General features: G+C 47.7%; 36 protein-coding genes. 35 read left to right on the top strand and 1 reads right to left on the bottom strand.

Annotated elements, in window-relative coordinates; translation table 11 throughout:
- Nucleotides 1-72 precede the first annotated feature (72 nt).
- From rplD to prfA, 30 genes are all read left to right on the top strand, one after another.
- Nucleotides 73-705, top strand: coding sequence for a 50S ribosomal protein L4 (gene rplD, locus H6F63_RS09525; RefSeq protein ID WP_190424362.1), 633 nt, complete (start codon nucleotides 73-75; stop codon nucleotides 703-705).
- Nucleotides 698-1,000: a 50S ribosomal protein L23 gene (locus H6F63_RS09530; protein WP_190444216.1), complete on the top strand. Its 303-nt coding sequence runs from the start codon at nucleotides 698-700 to the stop codon at nucleotides 998-1,000. The genes rplD and H6F63_RS09530 overlap by 8 nt, the downstream gene beginning before the upstream one ends.
- 71 nt (nucleotides 1,001-1,071) lie before the next feature.
- Nucleotides 1,072-1,935, top strand: coding sequence for a 50S ribosomal protein L2 (rplB, locus tag H6F63_RS09535; protein ID WP_190424367.1), 864 nt, complete (start codon nucleotides 1,072-1,074; stop codon nucleotides 1,933-1,935).
- Nucleotides 1,936-2,032: 97 nt separating this feature from the next.
- Nucleotides 2,033-2,308 carry a 30S ribosomal protein S19 gene (gene rpsS, locus H6F63_RS09540; protein WP_190444217.1) on the top strand — a complete coding sequence of 92 codons (276 nt, stop codon included), beginning with the start codon at nucleotides 2,033-2,035 and terminating at the stop codon, nucleotides 2,306-2,308.
- A gap of 51 nt (nucleotides 2,309-2,359) precedes the next feature.
- Nucleotides 2,360-2,722 carry a 50S ribosomal protein L22 gene (gene rplV, locus H6F63_RS09545; protein ID WP_190424371.1) on the top strand — a complete coding sequence of 121 codons (363 nt, stop codon included), beginning with the start codon at nucleotides 2,360-2,362 and terminating at the stop codon, nucleotides 2,720-2,722.
- An 83-nt stretch (nucleotides 2,723-2,805) separates the two neighbouring features.
- A complete protein-coding gene (rpsC, locus tag H6F63_RS09550) occupies nucleotides 2,806-3,534 on the top strand; it encodes a 30S ribosomal protein S3 (RefSeq protein ID WP_190444219.1) in 729 nt (242 codons plus the stop codon).
- Nucleotides 3,535-3,606: 72 nt separating this feature from the next.
- On the top strand, nucleotides 3,607-4,026 hold the full coding sequence (gene rplP / locus H6F63_RS09555; RefSeq protein WP_190424373.1) for a 50S ribosomal protein L16: 420 nt from the start codon (nucleotides 3,607-3,609) through the stop codon (nucleotides 4,024-4,026).
- Nucleotides 4,027-4,029: 3 nt separating this feature from the next.
- On the top strand, nucleotides 4,030-4,284 hold the full coding sequence (gene rpmC, locus H6F63_RS09560) for a 50S ribosomal protein L29 (protein WP_190424374.1): 255 nt from the start codon (nucleotides 4,030-4,032) through the stop codon (nucleotides 4,282-4,284).
- 11 nt (nucleotides 4,285-4,295) lie between these two features.
- Nucleotides 4,296-4,541, top strand: a complete 246-nt coding sequence (gene rpsQ / locus H6F63_RS09565) for a 30S ribosomal protein S17 (RefSeq protein ID WP_190424375.1) — start codon at nucleotides 4,296-4,298, stop codon at nucleotides 4,539-4,541.
- A 168-nt stretch (nucleotides 4,542-4,709) separates the two neighbouring features.
- The gene (gene rplN, locus H6F63_RS09570) at nucleotides 4,710-5,078 is read left to right on the top strand and encodes a 50S ribosomal protein L14 (protein WP_190424376.1); all 369 of its coding nucleotides are present in this window, start codon (nucleotides 4,710-4,712) and stop codon (nucleotides 5,076-5,078) included.
- Nucleotides 5,078-5,443, top strand: a complete 366-nt coding sequence (gene rplX / locus H6F63_RS09575; RefSeq protein WP_242017833.1) for a 50S ribosomal protein L24 — start codon at nucleotides 5,078-5,080, stop codon at nucleotides 5,441-5,443. The genes rplN and rplX overlap by 1 nt, the downstream gene beginning before the upstream one ends.
- A gap of 90 nt (nucleotides 5,444-5,533) precedes the next feature.
- Nucleotides 5,534-6,079 (top strand): 50S ribosomal protein L5, encoded by a 546-nt coding sequence (gene rplE, locus H6F63_RS09580; protein WP_190424377.1) that lies wholly within the window; start codon nucleotides 5,534-5,536, stop codon nucleotides 6,077-6,079.
- 24 nt (nucleotides 6,080-6,103) lie between these two features.
- Complete coding sequence (gene rpsH, locus H6F63_RS09585; RefSeq protein ID WP_190424378.1) at nucleotides 6,104-6,505, top strand: 30S ribosomal protein S8; 402 nt, start codon at nucleotides 6,104-6,106, stop codon at nucleotides 6,503-6,505.
- A gap of 123 nt (nucleotides 6,506-6,628) precedes the next feature.
- Nucleotides 6,629-7,168, top strand: a complete 540-nt coding sequence (rplF, locus tag H6F63_RS09590) for a 50S ribosomal protein L6 (protein WP_190424379.1) — start codon at nucleotides 6,629-6,631, stop codon at nucleotides 7,166-7,168.
- Between the two features lie 2 nt (nucleotides 7,169-7,170).
- Complete coding sequence (gene rplR / locus H6F63_RS09595) at nucleotides 7,171-7,533, top strand: 50S ribosomal protein L18 (RefSeq protein WP_190424380.1); 363 nt, start codon at nucleotides 7,171-7,173, stop codon at nucleotides 7,531-7,533.
- A 102-nt stretch (nucleotides 7,534-7,635) separates the two neighbouring features.
- Nucleotides 7,636-8,160: a 30S ribosomal protein S5 gene (gene rpsE, locus H6F63_RS09600; protein WP_190424512.1), complete on the top strand. Its 525-nt coding sequence runs from the start codon at nucleotides 7,636-7,638 to the stop codon at nucleotides 8,158-8,160.
- 128 nt (nucleotides 8,161-8,288) lie between these two features.
- On the top strand, nucleotides 8,289-8,741 hold the full coding sequence (gene rplO / locus H6F63_RS09605) for a 50S ribosomal protein L15 (protein WP_190424381.1): 453 nt from the start codon (nucleotides 8,289-8,291) through the stop codon (nucleotides 8,739-8,741).
- Nucleotides 8,742-8,794: 53 nt separating this feature from the next.
- The gene (secY, locus tag H6F63_RS09610) at nucleotides 8,795-10,135 is read left to right on the top strand and encodes a preprotein translocase subunit SecY (RefSeq protein WP_190424382.1); all 1,341 of its coding nucleotides are present in this window, start codon (nucleotides 8,795-8,797) and stop codon (nucleotides 10,133-10,135) included.
- Complete coding sequence (locus tag H6F63_RS09615; protein WP_190636816.1) at nucleotides 10,135-10,701, top strand: adenylate kinase; 567 nt, start codon at nucleotides 10,135-10,137, stop codon at nucleotides 10,699-10,701. Before secY ends, H6F63_RS09615 begins: the two co-directional genes overlap by 1 nt.
- 153 nt (nucleotides 10,702-10,854) lie before the next feature.
- Nucleotides 10,855-11,082, top strand: a complete 228-nt coding sequence (infA, locus tag H6F63_RS09620; protein WP_015203280.1) for a translation initiation factor IF-1 — start codon at nucleotides 10,855-10,857, stop codon at nucleotides 11,080-11,082.
- 125 nt (nucleotides 11,083-11,207) lie between these two features.
- Nucleotides 11,208-11,321 carry a 50S ribosomal protein L36 gene (rpmJ, locus tag H6F63_RS09625; protein WP_071782548.1) on the top strand — a complete coding sequence of 38 codons (114 nt, stop codon included), beginning with the start codon at nucleotides 11,208-11,210 and terminating at the stop codon, nucleotides 11,319-11,321.
- A gap of 62 nt (nucleotides 11,322-11,383) precedes the next feature.
- Nucleotides 11,384-11,767 (top strand): 30S ribosomal protein S13, encoded by a 384-nt coding sequence (gene rpsM, locus H6F63_RS09630; RefSeq protein WP_190424384.1) that lies wholly within the window; start codon nucleotides 11,384-11,386, stop codon nucleotides 11,765-11,767.
- 104 nt (nucleotides 11,768-11,871) lie between these two features.
- Nucleotides 11,872-12,267 carry a 30S ribosomal protein S11 gene (gene rpsK / locus H6F63_RS09635; protein WP_190424385.1) on the top strand — a complete coding sequence of 132 codons (396 nt, stop codon included), beginning with the start codon at nucleotides 11,872-11,874 and terminating at the stop codon, nucleotides 12,265-12,267.
- A gap of 118 nt (nucleotides 12,268-12,385) precedes the next feature.
- Nucleotides 12,386-13,354, top strand: coding sequence for a DNA-directed RNA polymerase subunit alpha (locus H6F63_RS09640; RefSeq protein WP_190424514.1), 969 nt, complete (start codon nucleotides 12,386-12,388; stop codon nucleotides 13,352-13,354).
- 93 nt (nucleotides 13,355-13,447) lie between these two features.
- Nucleotides 13,448-13,798 (top strand): 50S ribosomal protein L17, encoded by a 351-nt coding sequence (rplQ, locus tag H6F63_RS09645; protein WP_190424386.1) that lies wholly within the window; start codon nucleotides 13,448-13,450, stop codon nucleotides 13,796-13,798.
- A gap of 62 nt (nucleotides 13,799-13,860) precedes the next feature.
- A complete protein-coding gene (gene truA / locus H6F63_RS09650; RefSeq protein WP_190636819.1) occupies nucleotides 13,861-14,793 on the top strand; it encodes a tRNA pseudouridine(38-40) synthase TruA in 933 nt (310 codons plus the stop codon).
- Nucleotides 14,794-14,831: 38 nt separating this feature from the next.
- A complete protein-coding gene (gene rplM, locus H6F63_RS09655; RefSeq protein ID WP_190424388.1) occupies nucleotides 14,832-15,284 on the top strand; it encodes a 50S ribosomal protein L13 in 453 nt (150 codons plus the stop codon).
- Entirely contained in the window at nucleotides 15,284-15,697 is a 414-nt protein-coding gene (rpsI, locus tag H6F63_RS09660) for a 30S ribosomal protein S9 (protein ID WP_190424389.1), read from the top strand. Before rplM ends, rpsI begins: the two co-directional genes overlap by 1 nt.
- A 134-nt stretch (nucleotides 15,698-15,831) precedes the next feature.
- Entirely contained in the window at nucleotides 15,832-16,086 is a 255-nt protein-coding gene (gene rpmE / locus H6F63_RS09665) for a 50S ribosomal protein L31 (RefSeq protein WP_190424391.1), read from the top strand.
- A gap of 94 nt (nucleotides 16,087-16,180) precedes the next feature.
- Nucleotides 16,181-17,278, top strand: coding sequence for a peptide chain release factor 1 (gene prfA, locus H6F63_RS09670; RefSeq protein ID WP_190424393.1), 1,098 nt, complete (start codon nucleotides 16,181-16,183; stop codon nucleotides 17,276-17,278).
- A gap of 53 nt (nucleotides 17,279-17,331) precedes the next feature.
- Here the strand turns inward: prfA and H6F63_RS09675 are convergent, their stop codons facing one another.
- Nucleotides 17,332-17,769, bottom strand: a complete 438-nt coding sequence (locus tag H6F63_RS09675) for a hypothetical protein (RefSeq protein ID WP_190636821.1) — start codon at nucleotides 17,767-17,769, stop codon at nucleotides 17,332-17,334.
- A gap of 243 nt (nucleotides 17,770-18,012) precedes the next feature.
- Here H6F63_RS09675 and H6F63_RS09680 point away from each other — a divergent pair, with 243 nt between their 5' ends.
- The 5 genes from H6F63_RS09680 (at nucleotide 18,013) to H6F63_RS09700 (ending at nucleotide 21,924) form a co-directional block, all read left to right on the top strand.
- On the top strand, nucleotides 18,013-18,360 hold the full coding sequence (locus tag H6F63_RS09680) for a helix-turn-helix transcriptional regulator (RefSeq protein ID WP_190424397.1): 348 nt from the start codon (nucleotides 18,013-18,015) through the stop codon (nucleotides 18,358-18,360).
- Nucleotides 18,361-18,374: 14 nt separating this feature from the next.
- Nucleotides 18,375-18,635: a hypothetical protein gene (locus H6F63_RS09685; RefSeq protein WP_190636822.1), complete on the top strand. Its 261-nt coding sequence runs from the start codon at nucleotides 18,375-18,377 to the stop codon at nucleotides 18,633-18,635.
- Between the two features lie 242 nt (nucleotides 18,636-18,877).
- Nucleotides 18,878-19,360 (top strand): hypothetical protein, encoded by a 483-nt coding sequence (locus tag H6F63_RS09690; protein WP_190636824.1) that lies wholly within the window; start codon nucleotides 18,878-18,880, stop codon nucleotides 19,358-19,360.
- Nucleotides 19,361-19,773: 413 nt separating this feature from the next.
- Nucleotides 19,774-21,468, top strand: coding sequence for an ABC-F family ATP-binding cassette domain-containing protein (locus H6F63_RS09695; RefSeq protein WP_190636826.1), 1,695 nt, complete (start codon nucleotides 19,774-19,776; stop codon nucleotides 21,466-21,468).
- Nucleotides 21,469-21,750: 282 nt separating this feature from the next.
- Nucleotides 21,751-21,924 (top strand): hypothetical protein, encoded by a 174-nt coding sequence (locus H6F63_RS09700; RefSeq protein ID WP_190636828.1) that lies wholly within the window; start codon nucleotides 21,751-21,753, stop codon nucleotides 21,922-21,924.
- The last annotated feature ends 98 nt before the right edge of the window (nucleotides 21,925-22,022 follow it).

The following is a 22,022-nucleotide window of genomic DNA, read 5'->3' on the forward strand; positions in this document are numbered from 1 at the left end:
CATTAGTCATTCTTCAAGGACAACTGACAAAAGACTCTCGGACAACTGACAAAGGACTCTCGGACTAAGCATATGGTTAACTGTGTAGTACACAATTGGGATGGGGAAGAAGTCGGGCAGGCGACACTAGAATTAAAGGTTGCCAAAGAAGAGAACGCTGCACATATTGTGCATCGGGCATTAGTCCGGCAGCAGGCAAATGCTCGTCAAGGCACCGCTAGCGCCAAAACCCGCGCTGAAGTTAGGGGAGGCGGACGTAAACCCTGGAGACAAAAGGGAACAGGTCGCGCTCGTGCGGGTTCGATTCGTTCACCCTTATGGCGTGGTGGTGGTGTGATCTTCGGACCCAAGCCAAGAGACTATGACCTGAAGATGAACCGCAAGGAGCGGCGTTTGGCGTTGAGAACAGCGATCGCTGACCGCGCCGAGGACATGGTTGTAGTTGAGGAATTTGGCGACAAGCTGCCCAAACCAAAAACAAAGGAATTGGTTGAAGCGATCGCTCGTTGGGGAGTCGATCCACAATCAAAAATCCTCCTCATTTTGCCAGAGCGCCAAGAAAACGTTTATTTGTCAGCCCGAAATATCGTCAATTTGAAGCTAATTTTTGCTAACCAATTGAATATTTTTGACCTGCTTAACGCTGACAAAATCGTAACAACGCCATCTGCCCTCGCCAAAATTCAGGAGGTTTACAGTGAGTGAATTTAATCGCCGCGACCTGGCGGATCTGGTTTATCGCCCCATAGTCACAGAAAAGGCGACTCTGCACATGGAGCAGAACAAGTACGTCTTTGAAGTAATTCCCAAAGCGACCAAACCCGAAATTAAAGCAGCAATTGAAGACCTGTTTAAAGTAAAGGTTTTGAGCGTTAACACCCTTCGCCTACCACGCCGCAAGCGTCGCGTCGGCAAATTTGCCGGGTTTAAGCCTCAATACAAACGAGCGATCGTAACCTTAGTAAGCGGTGACTCAATTACCCTGTTCCCAGAAGTTTAAATTTTGGATTTTAAATAATCAAAATCCAAAATAACACTCAACATTTAGCAGTTCAACTAAGAGTTTAAATTATGGGTACCCGTTCCTATCGGCCCTACACCCCCAGCACTCGCGAAACTACAATTTCGGATTTTGCCGAAATTACCAAGAGTGAGCCGGAAAAATCACTAACCCACTTTAACCACCGCGACAAAGGTCGCAACAATCGCGGGGTAATTACCAGTCGCCGTCGGGGTGGCGGCCACAAACGCCTCTATCGGGTGATAGATTTTCGCCGCGATAAGCGAGATATTCCCGCAAAAGTAGCAGCGATTGAGTACGATCCTAATCGTAATGCTCGCATTGCCCTGCTTTATTACCAGGATGGAGAAAAGCGCTATATTCTCCACCCAGTAGGGTTAGAGGTTGGCACATTTATCACCGCAGGTTCCAACTCCCCCATCGAGATTGGCAACGCTTTGCCGTTAAGCAATATTCCATTGGGAACTAGCGTTCACAATGTAGAACTGACAGCAGGTAAAGGTGGTCAAATTGTTCGTGCTGCTGGTGCCACTGCTCAGGTAGTAGCAAAAGAAGGTGGCTATGTATCCATCAAGTTGCCCTCCGGAGAAGTCCGGATGGTGCGCCGCGAGTGCTATGCCACGATTGGACAGGTTGGCAACGTTGAGCATAGAAACCTGAGTGCAGGTAAAGCAGGTCGCAATCGCTGGAAGGGCCGCCGTCCGAAGGTGAGAGGAAGCGTCATGAACCCAGTTGACCACCCACACGGTGGTGGTGAGGGACGCGCACCGATTGGTAGAAGCGGACCTGTGACCCCTTGGGGTAAACCAACATTGGGCTATAAGACTCGTAAGCCTAAGAAGCAAAGCAGTAAATTGATTGTTCGTCGTCGTCGTAAAGCTTCTAAGCGGGGTCGTGGCGGTCGGGAATCTTAGAATTTTAGATTTTAGATTTTGGAATTTAGATTGGCAATAAATCCAAAATCCAAAATCAGAAATCAAAAATCAAAAATAATTTGGGGTTATGTGAAGTATGGGTCGTTCTCTTAAAAAAGGTCCTTTTGTTGCGGATCATCTGCTGAAAAAAGTTGAAACTTTGAACGCCAGAGGCGAAAAGCAGGTGATCAAAACTTGGTCTCGCGCCTCAACAATTTTGCCGCAAATGCTGGGTCACACCATCGCGGTTCACAATGGTCGTCAGCACGTTCCGGTCTACGTCAGCGAGCAAATGGTAGGACATAAGTTAGGCGAATTTGCTCCTACTCGTACTTTCCGGGGACACTCGAAAGATTCCAAGGCAAAGAGATAATTTTGAATTTTGAATTAGACAAGATTCAGAATTATTAAAACGGAGAAATCTATGGCAGTTGATACTACAGAAGAAGTCAAAGCGATCGCCCGCTACATCCGGATGTCCCCCCACAAAGTGCGGCGAGTTCTCGACCAAATTCGGGGGCGGTCATATCGTGAAGCGCTGATTGTACTGGAATTTATGCCCTATCGGGCTTGCGATCCAGTCCGCGATGTACTGCGCTCAGCAGCAGCCAATGCCGAGCATAACGCCGGGTTAGACCCAGCGAAATTAGTAATCTCTAAGGCATATGCTGACCAAGGGCCAACCTTGAAGCGCTTCCGGCCCCGCGCTCAAGGACGCGCCTATCAGATTCGCAAGCCAACGTGTCACATCACAGTAGCCGTTGCACCAGACACAGAAGAAAAATAACAGAACTGAGTTATGAGGAATGAGTAAAACTGTTACTCATTCCTCAGCACTCATCACTCAGCACTGATTTAGAGGAAGCATTCGTGGGACAGAAAATTCATCCAATTGGTTTTCGACTGGGTATCACCCAAGAACATCGCTCCCGTTGGTTTGCGGATGCTAAGCGCTACCCAGAACTCCTGCAAGAAGACCACACCATTCGGCAGGTAGTAGAGAAAAAACTCGCTAACGCTGGCATCTCTCAAGTGAGGATCGAGCGCAAAGCCGACCAAATCGATTTGGAAATCCACACAGCTAGACCGGGTGTTGTGGTAGGTCGAGGTGGTCAAGGCATTGAAGAATTACGGTCTAAGCTTCTTGAAGCTCTAGGCGGCAGTAATCGGCAAATCCGGATCAACGTTATTGAAGTGGCGCGGGTGGATGCCGATGCTGGGCTGATTGCCGAGTACATCGCCCAGCAGCTGGAGCGACGAGTTTCCTTCCGGCGCGTTGTGCGTCAGGCAATTCAACGCGCTCAACGCGCTGAAGTCCAGGGGATTAAAGTGCAAGTAAGCGGACGGTTAAACGGGGCAGAAATTGCTCGAACCGAGTGGACGCGGGAAGGTAGAGTACCACTACATACCCTCCGGGCAGACATCGACTACGCTTACCGCACCGCCAAAACCATTTACGGGATTCTTGGCGTTAAAGTTTGGATCTTCAAAGGTGAGGTTATTCCAGGTCAGGAAGAAGCGCCTGCTCCTAATAATGCTCAACCCCGGCGTCGCCAACAGCGCCGCCGCCAGCAATTTGAAGACCGCTCAAATGAGTAATAGCTAATTGCTAATAGCTATCCGCTATTAGTAAGAAGAAATTAGCAATTAGCAGTTAGCAAAGGACAAATCATGTTAAGTCCCAGAAGAACTAAATTTCGCAAACAGCAGCGCGGGCGGATGAACGGGTTGGCAACCAGAGGCAGTGACCTAAACTTTGGTGACTTTGGCCTCCAGTCCACAGAACCAGCCTGGATTACATCCCGCCAAATTGAAGCCAGCCGTCGAGCCATGAACCGCTATATCCGCCGGGGTGGCAAAATCTGGATTCGTATCTTCCCAGACAAACCAGTAACCATGCGTCCAGCCGAAACCCGGATGGGTTCTGGTAAAGGTTCACCGGAGTTTTGGGTAGCTGTAGTCAAGCCAGGGCGGATCTTGTTTGAGATTGCCGGGGTACCGGAAGCAACTGCCCGCGAGGCAATGCGTCTGGCCTCCAACAAATTGCCGATTAAGACAAAGTTCATTACACGTGAAGGGGAACAGGTGTAAATTATGCCTCTGCCCAAGATAGAAGAAGCCAGAAATTTAAATGACCAGGAACTGGCTGATGAGATTTTAGCTGTCAAACAGCAGCTGTTTGATTTGCGGATGCAACAGGCAACCCGACGCCTGGAAAAGCCACATCAGTTCAAGCATATGAAGCATCGGTTAGGTCAGCTGCTGACCGTGGAAGGTGAGCGGCAACGGGCGGCAACGGATAACCAGCCAGCCCCAGAACCGCAGCCAGATGCACAATCCCAGGAGTAGAGTAGACCCCAATGGCAGTTAAAGAACGAGTTGGCGTGGTCGTCAGCGACAAAATGCAAAAGACCGTAGTGGTCGCCGTGGAAAACCGTTCGCCACATCCGAAATACGGAAAAATTGTGGTAAACACGAAGCGGTACAAGGCTCACGATGAGGAGAATGAGTGCAAAGTGGGCGATCGCGTCCGAATTACAGAAACGCGCCCCTTGAGTCGCACTAAACGCTGGACAGTCGCTGAAATTCTCAATCGCGAGGCTTAATAAGAAAGTTATGAGTTTTGAGAGCTGAGTTTTGAGTTAAAAATTCCAAGTCTAGAATTTTATAAATTCTTCCGGCTTCAAAACTCAAAACTTAAAACTCAAAACTATTATTCAAAACTCCGGATCAACGGAAGTGTCCCGCTGGAGCAAAACTCAAAACTCAAAACTATGATTCAACCTCAAAGCTACCTAAATGTCGCAGATAACAGCGGCGCTCGCAAATTGATGTGCATCCGCGTCTTAGGTGCCAGCAGTCGGCGCTATGGCGGCGTTGGCGATGTGATCATCGCCGTTGTCAAAGACGCTATCCCCAACATGGCAGTCAAAAAGTCCGACGTTGTACGAGCCGTAATTGTCCGCACCAAGAAGAATATGCGCCGGGACAGCGGTATGAGTATTCGCTTTGACGATAACGCCGCCGTGATCATCAACGCAGATGGCAACCCCAGGGGAACTCGCGTTTTCGGTCCAGTCGCACGGGAACTGCGCGACAAAAATTTCACCAAAATTGTTTCCCTGGCTCCAGAGGTACTCTAATGGCAACAAAACAGTTTAAAAGAAACGGCTCCCAGCCGAAAGTGCGCTATAAAATGCACGTAAAAAAAGGCGATACAGTGCAAGTAATCGCTGGTCGAGATAAAGGCAAGGTTGGTGAAATATTAAAGGCGATTCCCGAAGAAAGCCGGGTAATTGTTAAAGGAGTTAACATCAAAACCAAGCACGTCAAACCTCAGCAAGAAGGTGAATCCGGTCAAATCGTTACGATAGAAGCCCCGATTCACAGCTCTAACGTTATGCTTTATTCGACCAGCCAAAAAATTGCCAGCCGCATTTGTTACACCTTTAATGAAGAAGGTCGTAAAGTGCGGATGCTCAAAAAGACTGGAGAAATCATTGACTAATAGCAATTAGGTGTGCAAGCTAATTGCCAGTCGGCTAATTGTTAACTACTATTTTCCCTGACCAAGCCCAGGGCATGAAGGAAAAAACCAATGGCACAAAAACTGAAAACGCTGTACCAAGAGACAATTGTTCCTAAACTGACAGATCGGTTTAATTACACGAATGTCCATCAGGTACCCAAAATTGTAAAGGTCTCGATTAATCGAGGTTTAGGAGAGGCATCTACTAACGCTAAAGCCCTGGAATCTTCCCTTAACGAAATTGCCAAGATCGCGGGTCAAAAGCCTGTGGTGACACGGGCGAAAAAAGCGATCGCAGGTTTTAAACTTCGTCAAGGTATGCCAGTGGGCGTAATGGTAACACTACGAGGAGATCGGATGTATGCCTTTCTTGATCGATTAATCAACCTGTCATTGCCACGCATTCGGGACTTTCGCGGTATCAGTCCCAAGAGCTTTGATGGTCGAGGAAATTACAGCTTAGGCATTAGAGAGCAGCTGATATTTCCAGAAATAGAATACGACAGCATCGATCAAATTCGTGGCATGGACATTTCAATCATCACCACAGCAAATACCGACGAAGAGGGCCGCGCCTTACTCAAAGAAATGGGAATGCCCTTCCGGGATAACTGAGGCAGTCATAATAAGGAGGGAAAAATGGCGGCAAACGACACAATAGCAGATATGCTGACTCGCATTCGGAATGCGAATATGGCGCGGCATCAAACAACAGAAATACCAGCAACGAAAATGACGAAGAGCATTGCTCAAGTCCTGAAAGCTGAAGGCTTCATTGCTGATTTTGAAGAAGTTGGCGAGGGCATCGAGCGACACCTGCTGGTTTCCTTAAAATACAAAGGCAAGAATCGCCAACCGATTATCAACACATTGAAGCGGGTCAGCAAACCAGGACTTAGGGTATATTCCAACCGTAAAGACTTACCCCGTGTGCTGGGCGGTATTGGAATTGCGATCATTTCTACCTCCAGTGGCATTATGACTGACCGGGATGCGCGGCGTCAGGGGGTAGGCGGGGAAGTGCTGTGCTACATCTGGTAGTCATTGGTCACTGGAACGTTGTCAAATTAAAACGTTAGAAAGGGACTTTTGTTCTAACAACTTTCAAACGTTCAAACGTTCAAACGCCCAGGGACAACTGACAAAAAAAAGGAGTAATTAGTTATGTCTCGTATTGGCAAGCGCCCCATTAATATTCCCGCTAAAGTTCAAGTTGCCATTGACGGTCAACATGTGGCAGTTAAAGGCCCTAAAGGTGAACTTTCCAGGGTTCTGCCAGAGCAGGTGATCATCGAGCAGGAAGGCGAAACGATTGTAGTGAAGCGACGGGATGAATCTCGTGCAGCTCGCCAGCGCCACGGCTTGTCGCGGACTTTGGTTGCCAACATGGTTGATGGGGTTTCTCAAGGGTTCCAGCGACGTTTAGAAATCCAGGGTGTCGGTTATCGCGCCTCAGTTCAAGGTCGCAATTTAATTTTGAACGTGGGTTACAGTCACCCGGTGCAAATTGATCCCCCAGAAGGCGTTCAGATGGCGGTGGAAAACAACACCAATGTCATTGTGAGCGGTATTGATAAAGAAATCGTGGGGAACATTGCAGCCAAAATTCGCGCTGTCCGCCCACCAGAAGTATACAAGGGTAAAGGTATCCGCTACGCCGGTGAAGTGGTGAGACGTAAAGCTGGAAAGGCAGGTAAGAAGTAAAAATGAAGCTAACTCGGAAAGAATCAATTCACCGTCGGCATCGGCGGGTACGTCGCAAGGTGAACGGTACAGGCAATCGTCCTCGTTTAGCCGTCTTTCGCTCCAATCAGCACATTTATGCTCAGGTGATTGACGATGCCCAACAGCGTACCCTAGCTGCTGCCTCTACCCTAGAGCCAGAGCTGAAATCGCGCCTAGAAGGAGGAGCGAATGTAGCAGCCTCCGTAGAAGTGGGTAAGCTAATTGCCGAGCGATCGCTCGAAGTTGGTATCACAAAAGTTGTCTTTGACCGCGGCGGCAACCTTTACCACGGTCGCATCAAAGCTCTCGCAGATGCGGCCCGCGAAGCTGGGTTGGATTTTTAAAGGACAAAAGGCAAAAGGTAAAAGAAATTTTATATTTTTCCTAGTTTTCTTGCTTTTGCCTTTTTAGTTTTTACTTTCACTGTAATGGTTCAAGATAAAGTAATGGCAAAAGAACGTCGTAAAAATTCTGCACGTCGGGAAAAAGAAACTACATTTCAAGAACGGGTGATCCAAATCCGTCGCGTCAGCAAGGTTGTCAAAGGCGGTAAAAAACTCAGCTTCCGAGCCATTGTCGTTATTGGCAATGAGCGTGGGCAAGTTGGGGTTGGTGTCGGCAAAGCTAGCGACGTAATTGGAGCTGTTCGTAAAGGTGTCGCCGACGGCAAAAAGCATTTGATTGACATCCCCTTGACTAAATCAAATTCCATTCCTCATCCTATCAACGGCGATGGTGGTGGTGCCAAAGTGATGATGCGACCAGCAGCACCTGGAACAGGGGTAATTGCCGGGGGTGCCGTTCGCACGGTGCTGGAATTAGCTGGGGTTCGCAACATCCTAGCAAAACAGCTGGGTTCTAACAATCCCTTGAACAACGCCAGAGCCGCCATCAACGCTCTCTCCACCTTGCGGACATTTTCCGATGTGGCTGAAGAACGTGGTATCCCCATTGAAAACCTCTACGCTTAATGGTCAGCGGTCAGGCAAGAGTTGGAAAGTTGGAACGTTGGGTAGGTTTCTCGTTTAAACGTTCAAACCTTCAAACGCCTACTGACAACTGGCAACTGATAACTGACAACTGACAAAGGACAAAAGACATGAGATTAGAAGACGCAGTTCCTAAAAAAGGCTCAAAGAAGCGCCGCCGTCGCATAGGTCGCGGTATTGCAGCTGGTCAAGGCGCTAGCGGTGGCTTTGGTATGCGCGGACAAAAATCAAGATCCGGTCGCGGTACGCGACCCGGATTTGAAGGTGGACAAATGCCCCTTTACCGCCGCCTACCAAAGTTAAAGCACTTTACGGTCGTAAATCGTAAACAGTACACTACGATCAACGTAAGTAAGCTGGCATCACTCCCTGCTGATACAGAGGTGAACCTAACCTCATTAATAGATCGTGGTATTGTCACCTCCAATGACGGGCCTCTAAAAATTCTCGGAGACGGGGATCTGAACGTGGCTCTGAATGTAAAAGCAGCTGCTTTTACAGGCTCGGCTCGCAGCAAAATTGAAGCAGCTGGCGGCAGCTGCGAAGTTGTCGCTGCCCGATAGGGTTAAGCATTGTGTGTGCCAGCGCCTGCTCGATGACGTAGAGGTATCGCTTCATGGTTGTTAGTCGAGATAAAACTCCAACTGCTCAGGAAACTTTTTTGCAGATGGCTCAGGCAGCTGGTCTTAGGGGCCGGCTGCTAGTTACCATCGGTCTGCTAATTTTAGTTCGCGTTGGCATCTTTCTGCCCGTACCAGGGATTGACCGAGTCGCGTTTGGTAGAGATATTCAAAATAGCCCCTTAATTGGATTTTTGGACATCTTCTCAGGGGGCGGTATTTCTGCCTTGGGGATTTTTGCTTTAGGGATTTTGCCCTATATTAATGCCTCCATCATTATCCAATTGCTCACAGCTGCTATCCCAGCTTTGGAGAAATTGCAGAAGGATGAGGGGGAAGCAGGGCGGCGAAAAATCTCTCAGGTTACTCGTTATGTAGCGCTGGGAGGAGCTTTGCTTCAAAGTACCTTCATTGCCGGGTGGCTTGAGCGTTATGCGACGGACGTTCGCGGACCTCTGTTCATGGCCGAGACAGCACTGGCGCTGACAGCCGGTTCAATGTTTGTCATGTGGGTGTCGGAACTGATTACTGAACGGGGAATTGGCAACGGTGCTTCACTGTTGATTTTTATCAATATCGTGGCGGTTCTACCTCGTTCCCTTGGGCAAACTATTAATTACGCCCAGCTTGATAATCGCAATGTGGGTCCTGTAATTATTCTGCTCGTAGTGTTCCTGGTGATGATCCTGGGGATTGTGTTTGTTCAGGAGGGAACCAGGCGAATACCGATTATTTCGGCACGCCGTCAGGTGGGCAGAAGACTTTATCGGGAAAGAACTAATTACCTGCCGTTGCGACTCAATCAGGGCGGCGTTATGCCGATCATCTTTGCGTCTTCGGTTTTGATTTTCCCTAGTTTTCTAGCTCAGATTACTCAAAACAGTGGCAACAACCAGTTGTTGTCTCAACTCCATCTAATTTTGACCCAGGTTGCTAATGCTCTCAACCCAAGTGGTCAGATGCCGTGGGTTTATGTGACGGTTTATCTCATCTTGATTCTGTTTTTCAGCTATTTCTACGCTTCTCTGATTGTGAACCCGGTAGATATGTCACAGAACCTGAAAAAGATGGGTGCCAGTATTCCTGGTATTCGTCCGGGTCGTGCCACTAGCGAGTATGTTGAGCGGGTGTTGAATCGATTGACATTCTTAGGCGCTATCTTTTTGGGCTTGGTGGCAGTCGTCCCAACAGCTGTGGAAAGTGTTACTGGGATTACTACCTTTCAGGGGCTGGGAGCTACCTCTTTGCTGATTTTGGTGGGTGTAGCAATTGATACAGCTAAGCAAATTCAAACTTATGTCATCTCCCAGCGGTATGAAGGAATGGTGAAGCAGTAGTGACGCGATTGATTTTTTTGGGGCCGCCAGGGGCAGGGAAAGGAACTCAAGCACAAATTCTGGCTCAGGAGCTGGAAATTCCGCACATTTCCACGGGTGACATTTTACGAAATGCCAAGGCGGTTGGAACTCCACTCGGTCTAAAGGCCAAGGGGTACATGGATCGTGGTGAGTTGGTTCCTGATGAGCTGATTTTGGATATGATCCGCGATCGCCTTCTTGAATCTGATGCCAAACCTGGTTGGATTTTGGATGGTTTTCCTCGTAACGTCTCCCAGGCGACTTTTCTGGATGCACTGCTACAGGAATTGAACCAGGGTATCAAGTACGCGCTTAACCTGGAAGTCCCAGATGAAGTGTTGGTCGCAAGGATGTTGGAACGAGGGCGCAAGGAAGGGCGGAGTGATGATAAGGAAGATGTCATTCGCAACCGTTTGGAAGTATATCGCTCCCTGACGGCACCGTTGATTGATTTCTATAATGATCGCTCGAAGTTGGTTTCAGTTGATGGCGATCGCTCGCTTGATGAAGTCACTAACGCACTCAAACAGGTGGTGCATCATTAATCTTTTTTGGGGTCAGTCTGTTGCCAGACTAGCAGCAGGTACTGACCTCAACCCGATGGCTTGATTTTTTGATAAAATATGTTAAGAAAGCCTTGACCGACAATCAGCCCTATGATGCGCGTCTAAAAACAGAAAAATTGAGGAAAAGACAACTTGGCTAAACAAGACTTAATTGAAATGGAAGGCACGGTGACAGAATCGTTGCCTAATGCTATGTTTCGCGTTGATTTGGATAATGGATTTAATGTATTAGCTCATATCTCCGGCAAAATCCGCCGAAATTACATCAAGATTCTGCCGGGCGATCGCGTCAAAGTGGAACTAACCCCCTACGACCTGACTAAAGGCAGAATTACCTACCGACTGCGTAACAAAAAGTAGCGGTAACTAAAAACCGTTCACTCTTAAATAAGCTTGTCTTATTAAAAATTTGCCCTGGCAAATTAACTTACAAATGCACCTAAAAAGTGTTATAATATAGAGCTTGCAATGTAGCCAAAATAGGCATGAAAGTTCGAGCATCAGTCCGAAAGATTTGCGAAAAATGCCGCGTCATTCGTCGGCGCGGCCGGGTTATGGTGATCTGCTCCAACCCAAAACACAAACAACGCCAAGGTTAACTTAACCTAACTACACCAGAACAAATCTATAGCACAAAAGCAAGACTAGGGAGACAACAAGCGTGGCACGGATTGCTGGGGTAGACCTTCCTCGTGACAAACGAGTTGAAATTGGTCTTACTTACATATACGGAATTGGACTCTCGCGCTCCAAAGAGATATTGGTAGCAACGAAGGTTAATCCAGACACAAGAGTTAAAGACTTGAGTGACGCCGACGTTGCTTCCCTGCGCGAAGCAGTAGAAAGCAACTATCAAGTTGAAGGGGATCTCAGACGCTTTGAGTCTATGAGCATCAAGCGGCTGATTGATATCGGCTCCTATCGGGGGCGGCGTCATCGTATGGGTCTGCCAGTTAGAGGGCAAAGAACTCGTACCAATGCCAGAACCCGTCGCGGTAGAAGGCTTACGGTCGCGGGTAAGAGAAAAGCACCAGGGCCGAAATAGCCATTAAGAGCCTGTTAGCTGCTTTTTAAAATGCAGCTACCCTCATTAGCTAATTGACCTACCAATTCAGCAAAACCATTATAACTACTGTCAACTAGACCCTCATGGCGCGACAACCAACCAAGAAAACTGGTGCAAAAAAGCAAAAACGCAACGTACCCAATGGCGTAGCCTTCATCCAGTCCACCTTTAACAACACCATCGTCACAATTTCCGATACCAACGGGGACGTACTTTCCTGGGCTTCAGCAGGCTCCAGTGGCTTCAAGGGAGCCAAAAAGGGAACACCTTTTGCCGCTCAGACCGCCGCTGAAAGTGCCGCTCGCCGAGCGACCGATCAGGGGATGCGTCAGATTGAAGTAATGGTTAGTGGTCCCGGAGCTGGTCGAGAAACCGCGATTCGGGCGCTGCAAGGGGCAGGACTGGAAATAACGCTCATTCGAGATGTGACGCCAATTCCTCATAATGGCTGTCGTCCGCCCAAGCGGCGTCGAGTCTAGGATTGCTTTAAAAGCAACTAGCAATTAGCGGATATTGGCTAACAGCTAACTGCTGTTGTGCCTTGGAGCAGCAGGGGCAATGCTGGAAAAGCACTTTTACGTGCTTTCCAGGGGTTTTATGAAGAAGGGAGGTCACTCCGTGGCGCAGTTTCAAATCGAGTGTGTAGAGTCCAAAACTGAGAACAATCGTAGCCAATATAGCAAATTTGTCTTGGAGCCTCTAGAGCGCGGTCAAGGCACCACCGTAGGCAATGCGCTGAGGCGGGTTCTATTGTCTAACTTGGAAGGTACGGCTGTGACAGCTGTCCGGATTGCCGGGGTTAATCATGAGTTTGCCACAATTGAGGGGGTGCGGGAAGATGTCCTAGAAATTCTCCTGAATATGAAGGACATTGTACTCAAAAGTCACTCTTCTCATCCCCAAATTGCTCGATTAGCTGTCACAGGTCCAGCGACGGTGACAGCCGGACGATTTGATTTACCAACTGAAGTTGATGCAGTTGATCCTAACCAGTATATTGCTACTCTGGCGGACGACGCTAGGCTGGAAATGGAGTTTCGCATCGAAAGAGGGAAAGGATATCGAGCAGTTGATCGAGGACGCGACGAAGCTGCTGCTCTGGACTTCCTCCAAATTGATGCCGTGTTTATGCCAGTGCATAAAGTCAACTACAGCGTTGAAGATGCCCGCATTGACGGTTCTCTGGAAAGAGATCGGCTGATCTTGGAAATTTGGACTAATGGCAGTCTGACTCCCCAAGAAGCACTGTCTCAAGCCGCAAGTATCCTGGTGGATCTATTCAACCCCCTGAAAGATATCACCCTCGATCCGATGACGGTTGATTATCCTGATAATGAAGATCCTACCAGCCAGATCCCAATAGAAGAATTGCAGCTCTCGGTACGAGCCTACAACTGTCTCAAGAGGGCGCAGATTAACTCTGTAGCTGACTTGCTGGATTACAGCCAGGAGGATCTGCTGGAGATTAAAAACTTTGGTCAAAAGTCGGCAGAAGAAGTCATCGAAGCTTTGCAGCGGCGACTTGGGATCACGCTGCCGCACGAAAAGGCGGCAAAACCTACTTGAAGTGAAAGAGTTAGGAGTTAAGAGTTAAGAACTCCTCGCCTCCTAACTTTTTTCAATTTCTTATAAACTTTCAAACCAAAATCCAAAATTGTTATGCGTCACAGACGTCGTGTTCCAAAATTAGGTAAGCCTGCTGACCAGCGCCGAGCGCTATTGCGATCGCTGGCAACCGAACTAATTCGCCAGGGTAGAATCACTACCACCCAAACGCGAGCTAAGGCGGTTCGCTCGGAAGTAGACAAAATGATTACCTTGGCAAAAGATGGCTCTCTGTCAGCCCGCAGGCAAGCTATGGGCTATATCTACGACAAACAGCTGGTTCATGCCCTGTTTGAGCAAGCTGCTAGCCGCTATGGAGAGCGTAACGGCGGCTACACCCGTATCCTGCATACCGTGCGGCGTCGGGGTGATAATGCCGAAATGGCAATTATCGAGTTGGTCTGAAGAAGGTGCTAATGGCTAATAGCTAATCACAAGAGGTGGCAATTAGCAATTGGCAATCAGCCATGCACAAAGGACAAGAAACAACGGACAAACAGCGAGTCGCCCTGGTAATCCAATACTTGGGTACTCATTTTCATGGCTGGCAGCGGCAAGTGAATGGGCGCACTGTGCAGGAAGAAATTGAAACAGTTTTGTCCAGGGTGCAGGGGCGAAAAGTTACCTTGTACGGTGCAGGGCGCACAGATAGCGGTGTTCATGCGGCAGCGCAAGTGGCACACTTTGAGGCAGTTGGTTCGATCCCCCCGGATAAGTGGGCGGGTGTTCTCAATAGCCAACTGCCCAAGGATATTCTGATTCGAGCCTCCGCTGCGGTCGATGATAATTGGCACTCCCGATTTTCTGCCAGTTGGCGCAGATATCGCTACACGATTTATACAGATCGCAAGCCAAACTTGTTTGTGCAGCCCTTCAGTTGGCATTATTATTATGCACCACTAGACGAATCTCTCATCCAGGCAGCTTTGAACCCTTTGATAGGGAACCACCATCTGGCTGCTTTCATGAGAGCGCATTCGGCGCGATCGCATTCTTGGGTGGACGTGCAGGAGGCTCAATGCCACCGAGAAGGCTCATTTATTTATATTGAGATTCAGGCAAATGGATTTCTGTATGGCATGGTGCGGCTGCTGGTGGGCTTACTGGTGCAAGTGGGAAGGGGTGAGCGATCGCCAGAAAACTTTACCGATTTGTGGGTAAATGAGCGGCGGCATGAAGTAAAATATTCTGCCCCGGCAAAAGGTCTTTGCCTGTTGCGAGTAGGCTACCCAGATATCCCCTTTCCCCCCGAAATTTGGTTTGACACCCAGCCCAAATTCGCCTTTGGTCCTTCGTCCGTTGTTTTTCCACTGCCAAGACAAGGACAATCTCCGTCTCTACAAGACGGGCAACGAACGAAGACTTGCGGTAATCATCTTCTCTATAAGACAGACAACTGACGACAGGCGTCGTGCCTGTCCTACCAACGGACAAAATTATGAACAAAACTCCTCTCCCTTCTCTAGACTCTATCGAGCGCAATTGGTACGTCGTCGATGCCGCAGATCAACGGCTGGGGCGTTTGGCGAGTGAAATTGCCATGATCCTACGTGGAAAAAACAAACCAATTTTCACTCCTCACATGGACACAGGCGACTTCGTGGTTGTCGTCAATGCCGAGAAAGTCGTTGTTACTGGTAAAAAACGCACCCAGAAGCTATACCGGAGACATTCCGGGCGTCCAGGCGGGATGAAGACTGAAACCTTCGCTAAGCTGCAAGATCGCATGCCAGAGCGGATCATCGAAACTGCCGTGCGCGGAATGCTCCCCAAAAATTCTCTGGGAAGACAATTATTTACCAAGCTCAAAGTTTATCCGGGGCCATCACATCCCCACGAATCACAAAAACCCCAGGAAGTCAAGATTAATACAATCCCAGGAGAAAATTAATGCAAGCAACAGAACAAAGTGGTCGCGTTATGTACTGGGGAACGGGTCGCCGCAAATCTTCCGTGGCGAGAGTTCGCCTGGTACCTGGTAGCGGTCAGATGATTGTTAATGACCGCCCTGGCGACAACTACTTCAACTACAATTCAGCTTACCTCTCAGCAGCCAAAGCCCCACTGGAAACTCTGGGACTGGAAAATGAGTATGACATTCTGGTGAAAGCTCACGGTGGTGGCTTAACTGGTCAATCAGACTCAATTCGGTTGGGAGTGGCAAGAGCTTTGTGTCAACTCGATCCAGACAACCGTCAGCCTTTGAAAAGCGAAGGCTACTTAACCCGCGATCCCCGCGCCAAAGAGCGGAAAAAATACGGCTTGCACAAAGCTCGTAAAGCTCCGCAATACTCGAAGCGATAAGAATAAAGGCGAGAGGCTTTTGGGTTGCCCGAAGCGTCTTGTCCTTTGCCTAAAAAGGCTTGGGGTAACTGCCCAGATTTGAAAGCTACAATAAACATAGGCAATGAAAATTGTCGAGGAGCAGACGAGTAATTATGGCAAAACAAGGAATTCATCCGGAGTGGTATCCGGAAGCTAAAGTGTACTGCAACGGGGAATTAGTGATGACCGTTGGTTCCACTAAGCCAGAACTTCACGTTGATGTTTGGTCTGGGAACCACCCGTTTTACACTGGTACGCAGAAAATTATTGACACGGAAGGACGGGTTGAACGCTTCCTGCGGAAATACGGGATGCTGGAAGGAGATCAATCTCAAGCTGGTGATGCTGGCTCCAACAATAAAAAATAGCGGGGTTGCTATGCTCGGTAGCACGACCCGCGTATGGGGTCGAAGTTATTGATGTTAAGCAACAAAGCTGTTTTTATGGAGCGATCGCAGACCAATGGCTGAAACATATCTGCTGGAGAAGCTAAAATCCGTTGAGCAAACCTTTAATGAGTTGACCCGCCGACTGGCAGATCCAGATATTGCCAACAACCCAAACGAGTATCAACGAGTCGCGAAGGCTCGTTCGTCCTTGGAGGAAACTGTCAACACCTACGAAACGTGGAAGACGACAGGGCAAGATTTGGCGGGCGCAAGACAGGTACTCAAGGAATCTGCCAGCGATCCAGAGTTCCAGGAAATGGCAGCCCTGGAAGTAAAGGAATTAGAGCAAAAACTAGAGCAACTGGAAACACGCCTCAAAATTTTGCTTTTGCCCAGCGATCCCAATGATGACAAAAACATCATGCTGGAAATTCGCGCTGGTACTGGCGGAGATGAGGCGAGTATTTGGGCTGGCGACTTGGTGCGGATGTACTCGCGCTATGCTGAAACCCAAAACTGGAAAGTCAGCTTGCTCAGTGAGTCACTAGCGGAGATGGGCGGCTTTAAAGAGGCAATTCTGGAAATCAAGGGCGACGATGTTTACAGCCAGCTGAAGTATGAAGCTGGTGTGCATCGGGTGCAGCGCGTACCTCTGACGGAGGCGGGCGGACGAGTTCACACCTCAACCGCAACCGTGGCTGTAATGCCAGAGGTCGATGATGTGGAGATCCACATTGACCCGAAGGATATTGAACTCAAAACCGCTCGTTCTGGTGGTGCAGGTGGTCAAAACGTCAACAAGGTGGAAACCGCTGTTGACCTGATCCACAAACCAACAGGAATTCGGATTTTCTGTACTGAAGAGAGAAGTCAGCTGCAAAACAAAGAGCGGGCGATGCAAATCCTCCGCGCCAAGCTTTACGAAATAAAGCTGCACGAACAACAGGAAGCTGTTACTTCCATGCGTCGCTCTCAGGTAGGCACTGGCTCTCGCTCAGAAAAAATCCGCACCTACAATTACAAAGATAACCGGGTGACAGACCATCGCCTGAATCAGAATTACAGCCTCAATCCAGTTCTCGAAGGCGATCTGGAAGGTATTATTCAGGCTTGTATCTCTCAAGATCAGCAGGAGCGTTTGGCAGAGCTAGCTGCTTCTACTGCTAACTAAAATAAAGCTTCATGTATAGCAATTCCCCAGCTGCATTTAAACGGCTGGGTTTTTTATTTAACAGCTTCTTTGGCAAAGCGCTCCGCTACCGCCAACCGAGTAATATGGTCTAGCAGCGCATCCCAAATCGCATCGGCCATCTCAGGAAGGTAGTTAAACCGCTGTATATCGTACTGGACAACCTCTTCCAGATTCGCTAATACTTCCAAGTTCTGGCAACTTAAAATCGCCGCGATCGCTTCGGTTTGCCAACGTGCAAACAACCTATAACTGAAAAAAGAACTGCACTTTTGACCTTGCTCGTTCAGGAATACCACAATCACCTGATGACGTTTTGGATACACCTTGACAATTCGCTCTAGAGGCATCAAAAGCGCGTCAGCTGCCTCTTGGCGGGAAATCCGCCATCGCGTGGGTTTGAGCCATCCTGTGGCTGTGAGGCTACGAGGCGATCGCGTCTTACCAGTCTTTCTACTGCGTCTGTTGCTCATTGTTAGCCACTGCTAATTTTTTGATGTTTGCTCAAAAATTTACCTGCTGTGCCACCTTACAAAGCCAAGGTGTTTCCGGTTAAAACCAGTCAGGCTATTTTTTTGATGATTTTTAAAAGTATACTTAGCTTTCTTTAAGTATACTTTTAATATAGCTTTTTCAAAGCAGTCTTGTCAAGCTACAAGTTTAAATGTAATAAATGACAACTAAACTTGTAGATGCGGTTGAGTAGCTGTCTAGGCGTGAACATCGAAAGTAGAGAAAAACTGATTGAAATCATTAAACTAGCTCGTGGATCGATGAGTCAGCGAGCGTTCGGCAAGCTTTTAGGAGTTTCTGCTACCGCTGTTCAGTATTGGGAAAAGGGGGTGACAGTTCCCGATATGGAAAATTTGGCTCAGATCGCAAAGAGAGCAGGTTACACCTTGGAGGAGATCCTCAGCTGTTTGGAGGGGAAGCCAGTGTCAGAATCCTCAGATTTGAATCAGATTTTGAGACAAATTAAATATATGCCTCTGACTCAAGTGGCGATGATCGTTCAAGCCGCAGCTGAGAGATTTGCTACTGCGGCTGAATCTTCAGGTAGCTGAAACAAATCAGGTTGTTGCGTGTTGCGTGTGCGATCGCTCGTGAAGTTGGCAAGGGCAATCTTTTGCCGGAAGCGGAAGCGATCGCACTCGAAGACCAAGAAAAAGTTAAATCAGCTCTTTTGCGGCGACCCTACCAAATGCTGGCGGCGAAAACCAGCAAGCAAAAGAGCTTATCAATTGGTTTGTCCTTCTATGCGACTATCCCTAGCCTGAAATTCGGGCAAAATTGGTTAAGAACGCTTATGGGCTGGACTCCTGCTACAAAGCTGGGATGATTCTCGCCATTACCTAAAAAACAACTGATTATCCCGCCTAACTTTCTTGGCAGCCAGATTTGACTAATGCTTTTCAAAAATATTATTTTATTGTAGTTTATTTCTATTAAAAATATAAAATAGATAATTAATGTATTATAAAACAATATTCTCAGCACATAAAATGTATAAATTTTAAAGTTTCAGTCCTAATGATTTGCCCAAAAAGCTTGTAAAGGTAGCTGTCGTCAGGAGGTGCTAAAATGCCGCAAAATAATCAATCTGTAAACTGGAAATTTGATGCCAACGATACTTATTCTCCGATTTACTACAAAGAGACAGTAGTCGGATTTGTAAAGCCAGACTATGCAAGTAAAATTATTGAATTTCTCAATGATAATGAAAAATTACGCAAAGCATTTAAAATGGCTTGTTTTGACTTAATACTTGAGTCCGGGGGTGACACAAATAAAGTCAATGAGTTGATGAAGAAATACATAGAAAGCACCGAACGCCCCCAGAATGGAACGGGAGCGATCGCTTACCTCCTGCGCGACAGACAAGAAGCGCTAGACATAAGTGATAAAGAGTTTGTTCGCTTCTGCGATTCTTATAGATTGTCGTGGAGAGAACTAAAAGAAATTTATGCTGGGAAAGAAGTTAGTGATAGCCAGCTAGGAGCGATCGCTAGAATCGTAGGTAAATCGATTGAGGAATTAATTGAAGTCCGGGATGGTCAAGATTAAGAAACAAAGCGCGCTTGTTTTAAGATAACCTCCCAAAACTCAAAAAAAAAGTAAACGTAGGTTGGGTTAAAATAATGAAAATCAAGGCTATAAAGGCAATTGTTGGGTTTCATTATTTTGCACGGGCGCAACCTACAATTATTCTGACTATTCCAAAGTCGGTATTGGCGTGAGCGAAGCAAAAACAGCCTGAGTGCATAAACGTGAAATGCTCCCAAGCAATAACGTTACCCTACCGCCCCTACCCTTAGATTCTTCAATCTGCCTTGTGTAGGGTTGCCAGCACTCAATTTACAATTAAATTTTGTTAAGATTAACTCGACCAAGTGCTACCGCCTGACAGATAAATCTGTGAGTGCACCCTCGTCCGGCGCTCTCATTTGTCCTGCTGCTATATTTTTTGGAGACTATTGATGCTGCGACTCGAACATATCAGTAAAATATACCCCACAGGCGAAATCCTCAAAGATGTCAACTGGGAAGTCAAAGCGGGCGATCGCATTGGCTTAGTCGGCGTTAACGGTGCAGGCAAATCCACCCAACTCAAGATTATAGCGGGAGAGACAGAACCCACAAGCGGGGAAATCATCCGTCCTGCCAGCTTGCACATCGCCTACCTGACACAAGAATTTGAGGTAGATCCCACGCGCACCGTGCGGGAAGAATTCTGGACAGTGTTTACCGAAGCGAACCAGGCGCAGCAATCCTTGGCGCAGGTGCAGCGAGACATGGAAACCGCCACCCCAGAAGAATTAGACAAACTAATCCATAAATTAGATCGTTTCCAGCGACAGTTTGAAGCTTTGGATGGCTACGGGTTGGATGCGCGGATTGAGAAAATGTTGCCAGAGATGGGGTTTACGTCGGAAGATGGCGATCGCCTCGTTAGTGCTTTCAGTGGCGGCTGGCAGATGCGAATGAGCTTAGGCAAAATATTGCTGCAAAAACCAGATTTATTGCTGCTGGACGAACCGACAAACCACCTGGATTTAGAAACCATTGAGTGGCTAGAAACCTATCTCAAGGGACTTAAAAATCCGATAGTAATAGTTTCCCACGATCGGGAATTTCTCGATCGCCTTTGTACCCAAGTTGTAGAAACTGAGCGCGGAGTTTCAACTACCTACTTGGGCAACTATTCTGCTTATTTACAACAAAAAGCAGAAAACCAAGAAGCGCAATTAAGCGCCTACGAACGCCAGCAAAAAGAATTAGAAAAACAGCAAACTTTTGTTGACCGTTTCCGCGCTAGTGCAACTCGCAGCACCCAAGCAAAAAGCCGCGAGAAACAACTGGAGAAAATTGAGCGAATCGAAGCGCCAACAGGCGGATTAAGAACCCTACACTTTCGATTTCCCCCCGCACCTCGCAGCGGACGCGAGGTGGTGGAAATTAACGATTTGGTGCATACTTATGACGACAAGATTCTATTCTTGGATGCTAACCTGTTAATTGAAAGAGGCGATCGCATTGCGTTTCTCGGCCCCAACGGTGCTGGCAAATCCACCCTACTGCGCCTGATTATGGGCATGGAACAACCCACGGAAGGGACAGTAACTTTAGGCGCTCATAACGTCATTCCAGGCTACTTCGAGCAAAATCAGGCAGAAGCTTTGGATCTTTCCAGAACAGTTATGGAAACAATCCATGACGAAGTGCCAGACTGGAAAAATGAAGAAGTTCGCACCTTGTTGGGACGATTTCTATTTAGTGGCGACACCGTATTTAAAAAAGTTGCTGCCTTGAGCGGAGGAGAAAAAGCCCGTCTTGCCTTGGCAAAAATGCTTTTACGTCCAGCAAATCTTCTAATTTTGGATGAGCCTACTAATCACCTGGATATTCCAGCCAAAGAAATGATGGAAGAGGCAATCCAGAATTATGACGGCACGGTAATTGTAGTTTCCCATGACCGATATTTTATTTCCAAAGTGGCGAATAAAATTGTCGAGATTCGTGAGGGTGAATTCCGAGTTTATCGGGGCGATTATCACTACTATCTCGATAAGATTGCTGAAGAAAAAGAGCAGGCAAAATTAGCAGCACTAGAAGCCGAGAAAGCTGCGAAAAAAGCTGCAAAAGCTGCTAAGTCTGCTGCAAAACGCAAATAATGAGTTTAAAACGCCAAGATTAGGTGATTCTTGGCGTTACTCTGAGTAAACCTCTGCGTTCCTTTGCTACTACAAAAACATACGAAACACCCGTGCAGCTAGCTGCACGGGTGTAATAATGGCGGCTAAATGCACAGATGAGCGAGTAAATCAAGTAACAGTAGAATTATTTAGCCGCTTTCAGCGTGCGATCGCGCAAGCAGATCCATCTGAGTTAGAAGCCATTTCGCGCCCTTGAGCTTCTTTTGCCACAAAGCCAAGAACATTGAAGCCACCGCGAAAATGCTCCTGGCGCGTTTTCGCGGTAAAGTGCGGCAGAAAATAGCGCAGTTACTCCAGCTTCCATCTGTCGCCCGCAAGACTGCCACAATGGTGCTGCGTTACGCCTACGGAATTGATGCTGGCGTGATCGATACCCATGCCAAGCGGCGTTGGGGTTTACATCGACAAAATTAAGAAAGACCTGATGCAGCTTTTGGCTCAATCAGAGTGGGGAAATTGTTTCGTTTTGTTGACATATCACAATTGAGCTGTTTGCAAACTCAAGAAACCTA

Source organism: Trichocoleus sp. FACHB-40 (assembly GCF_014695915.1).
GTDB lineage: Bacteria > Cyanobacteriota > Cyanobacteriia > Cyanobacteriales > FACHB-T130 > Funiculus > Funiculus sociatus.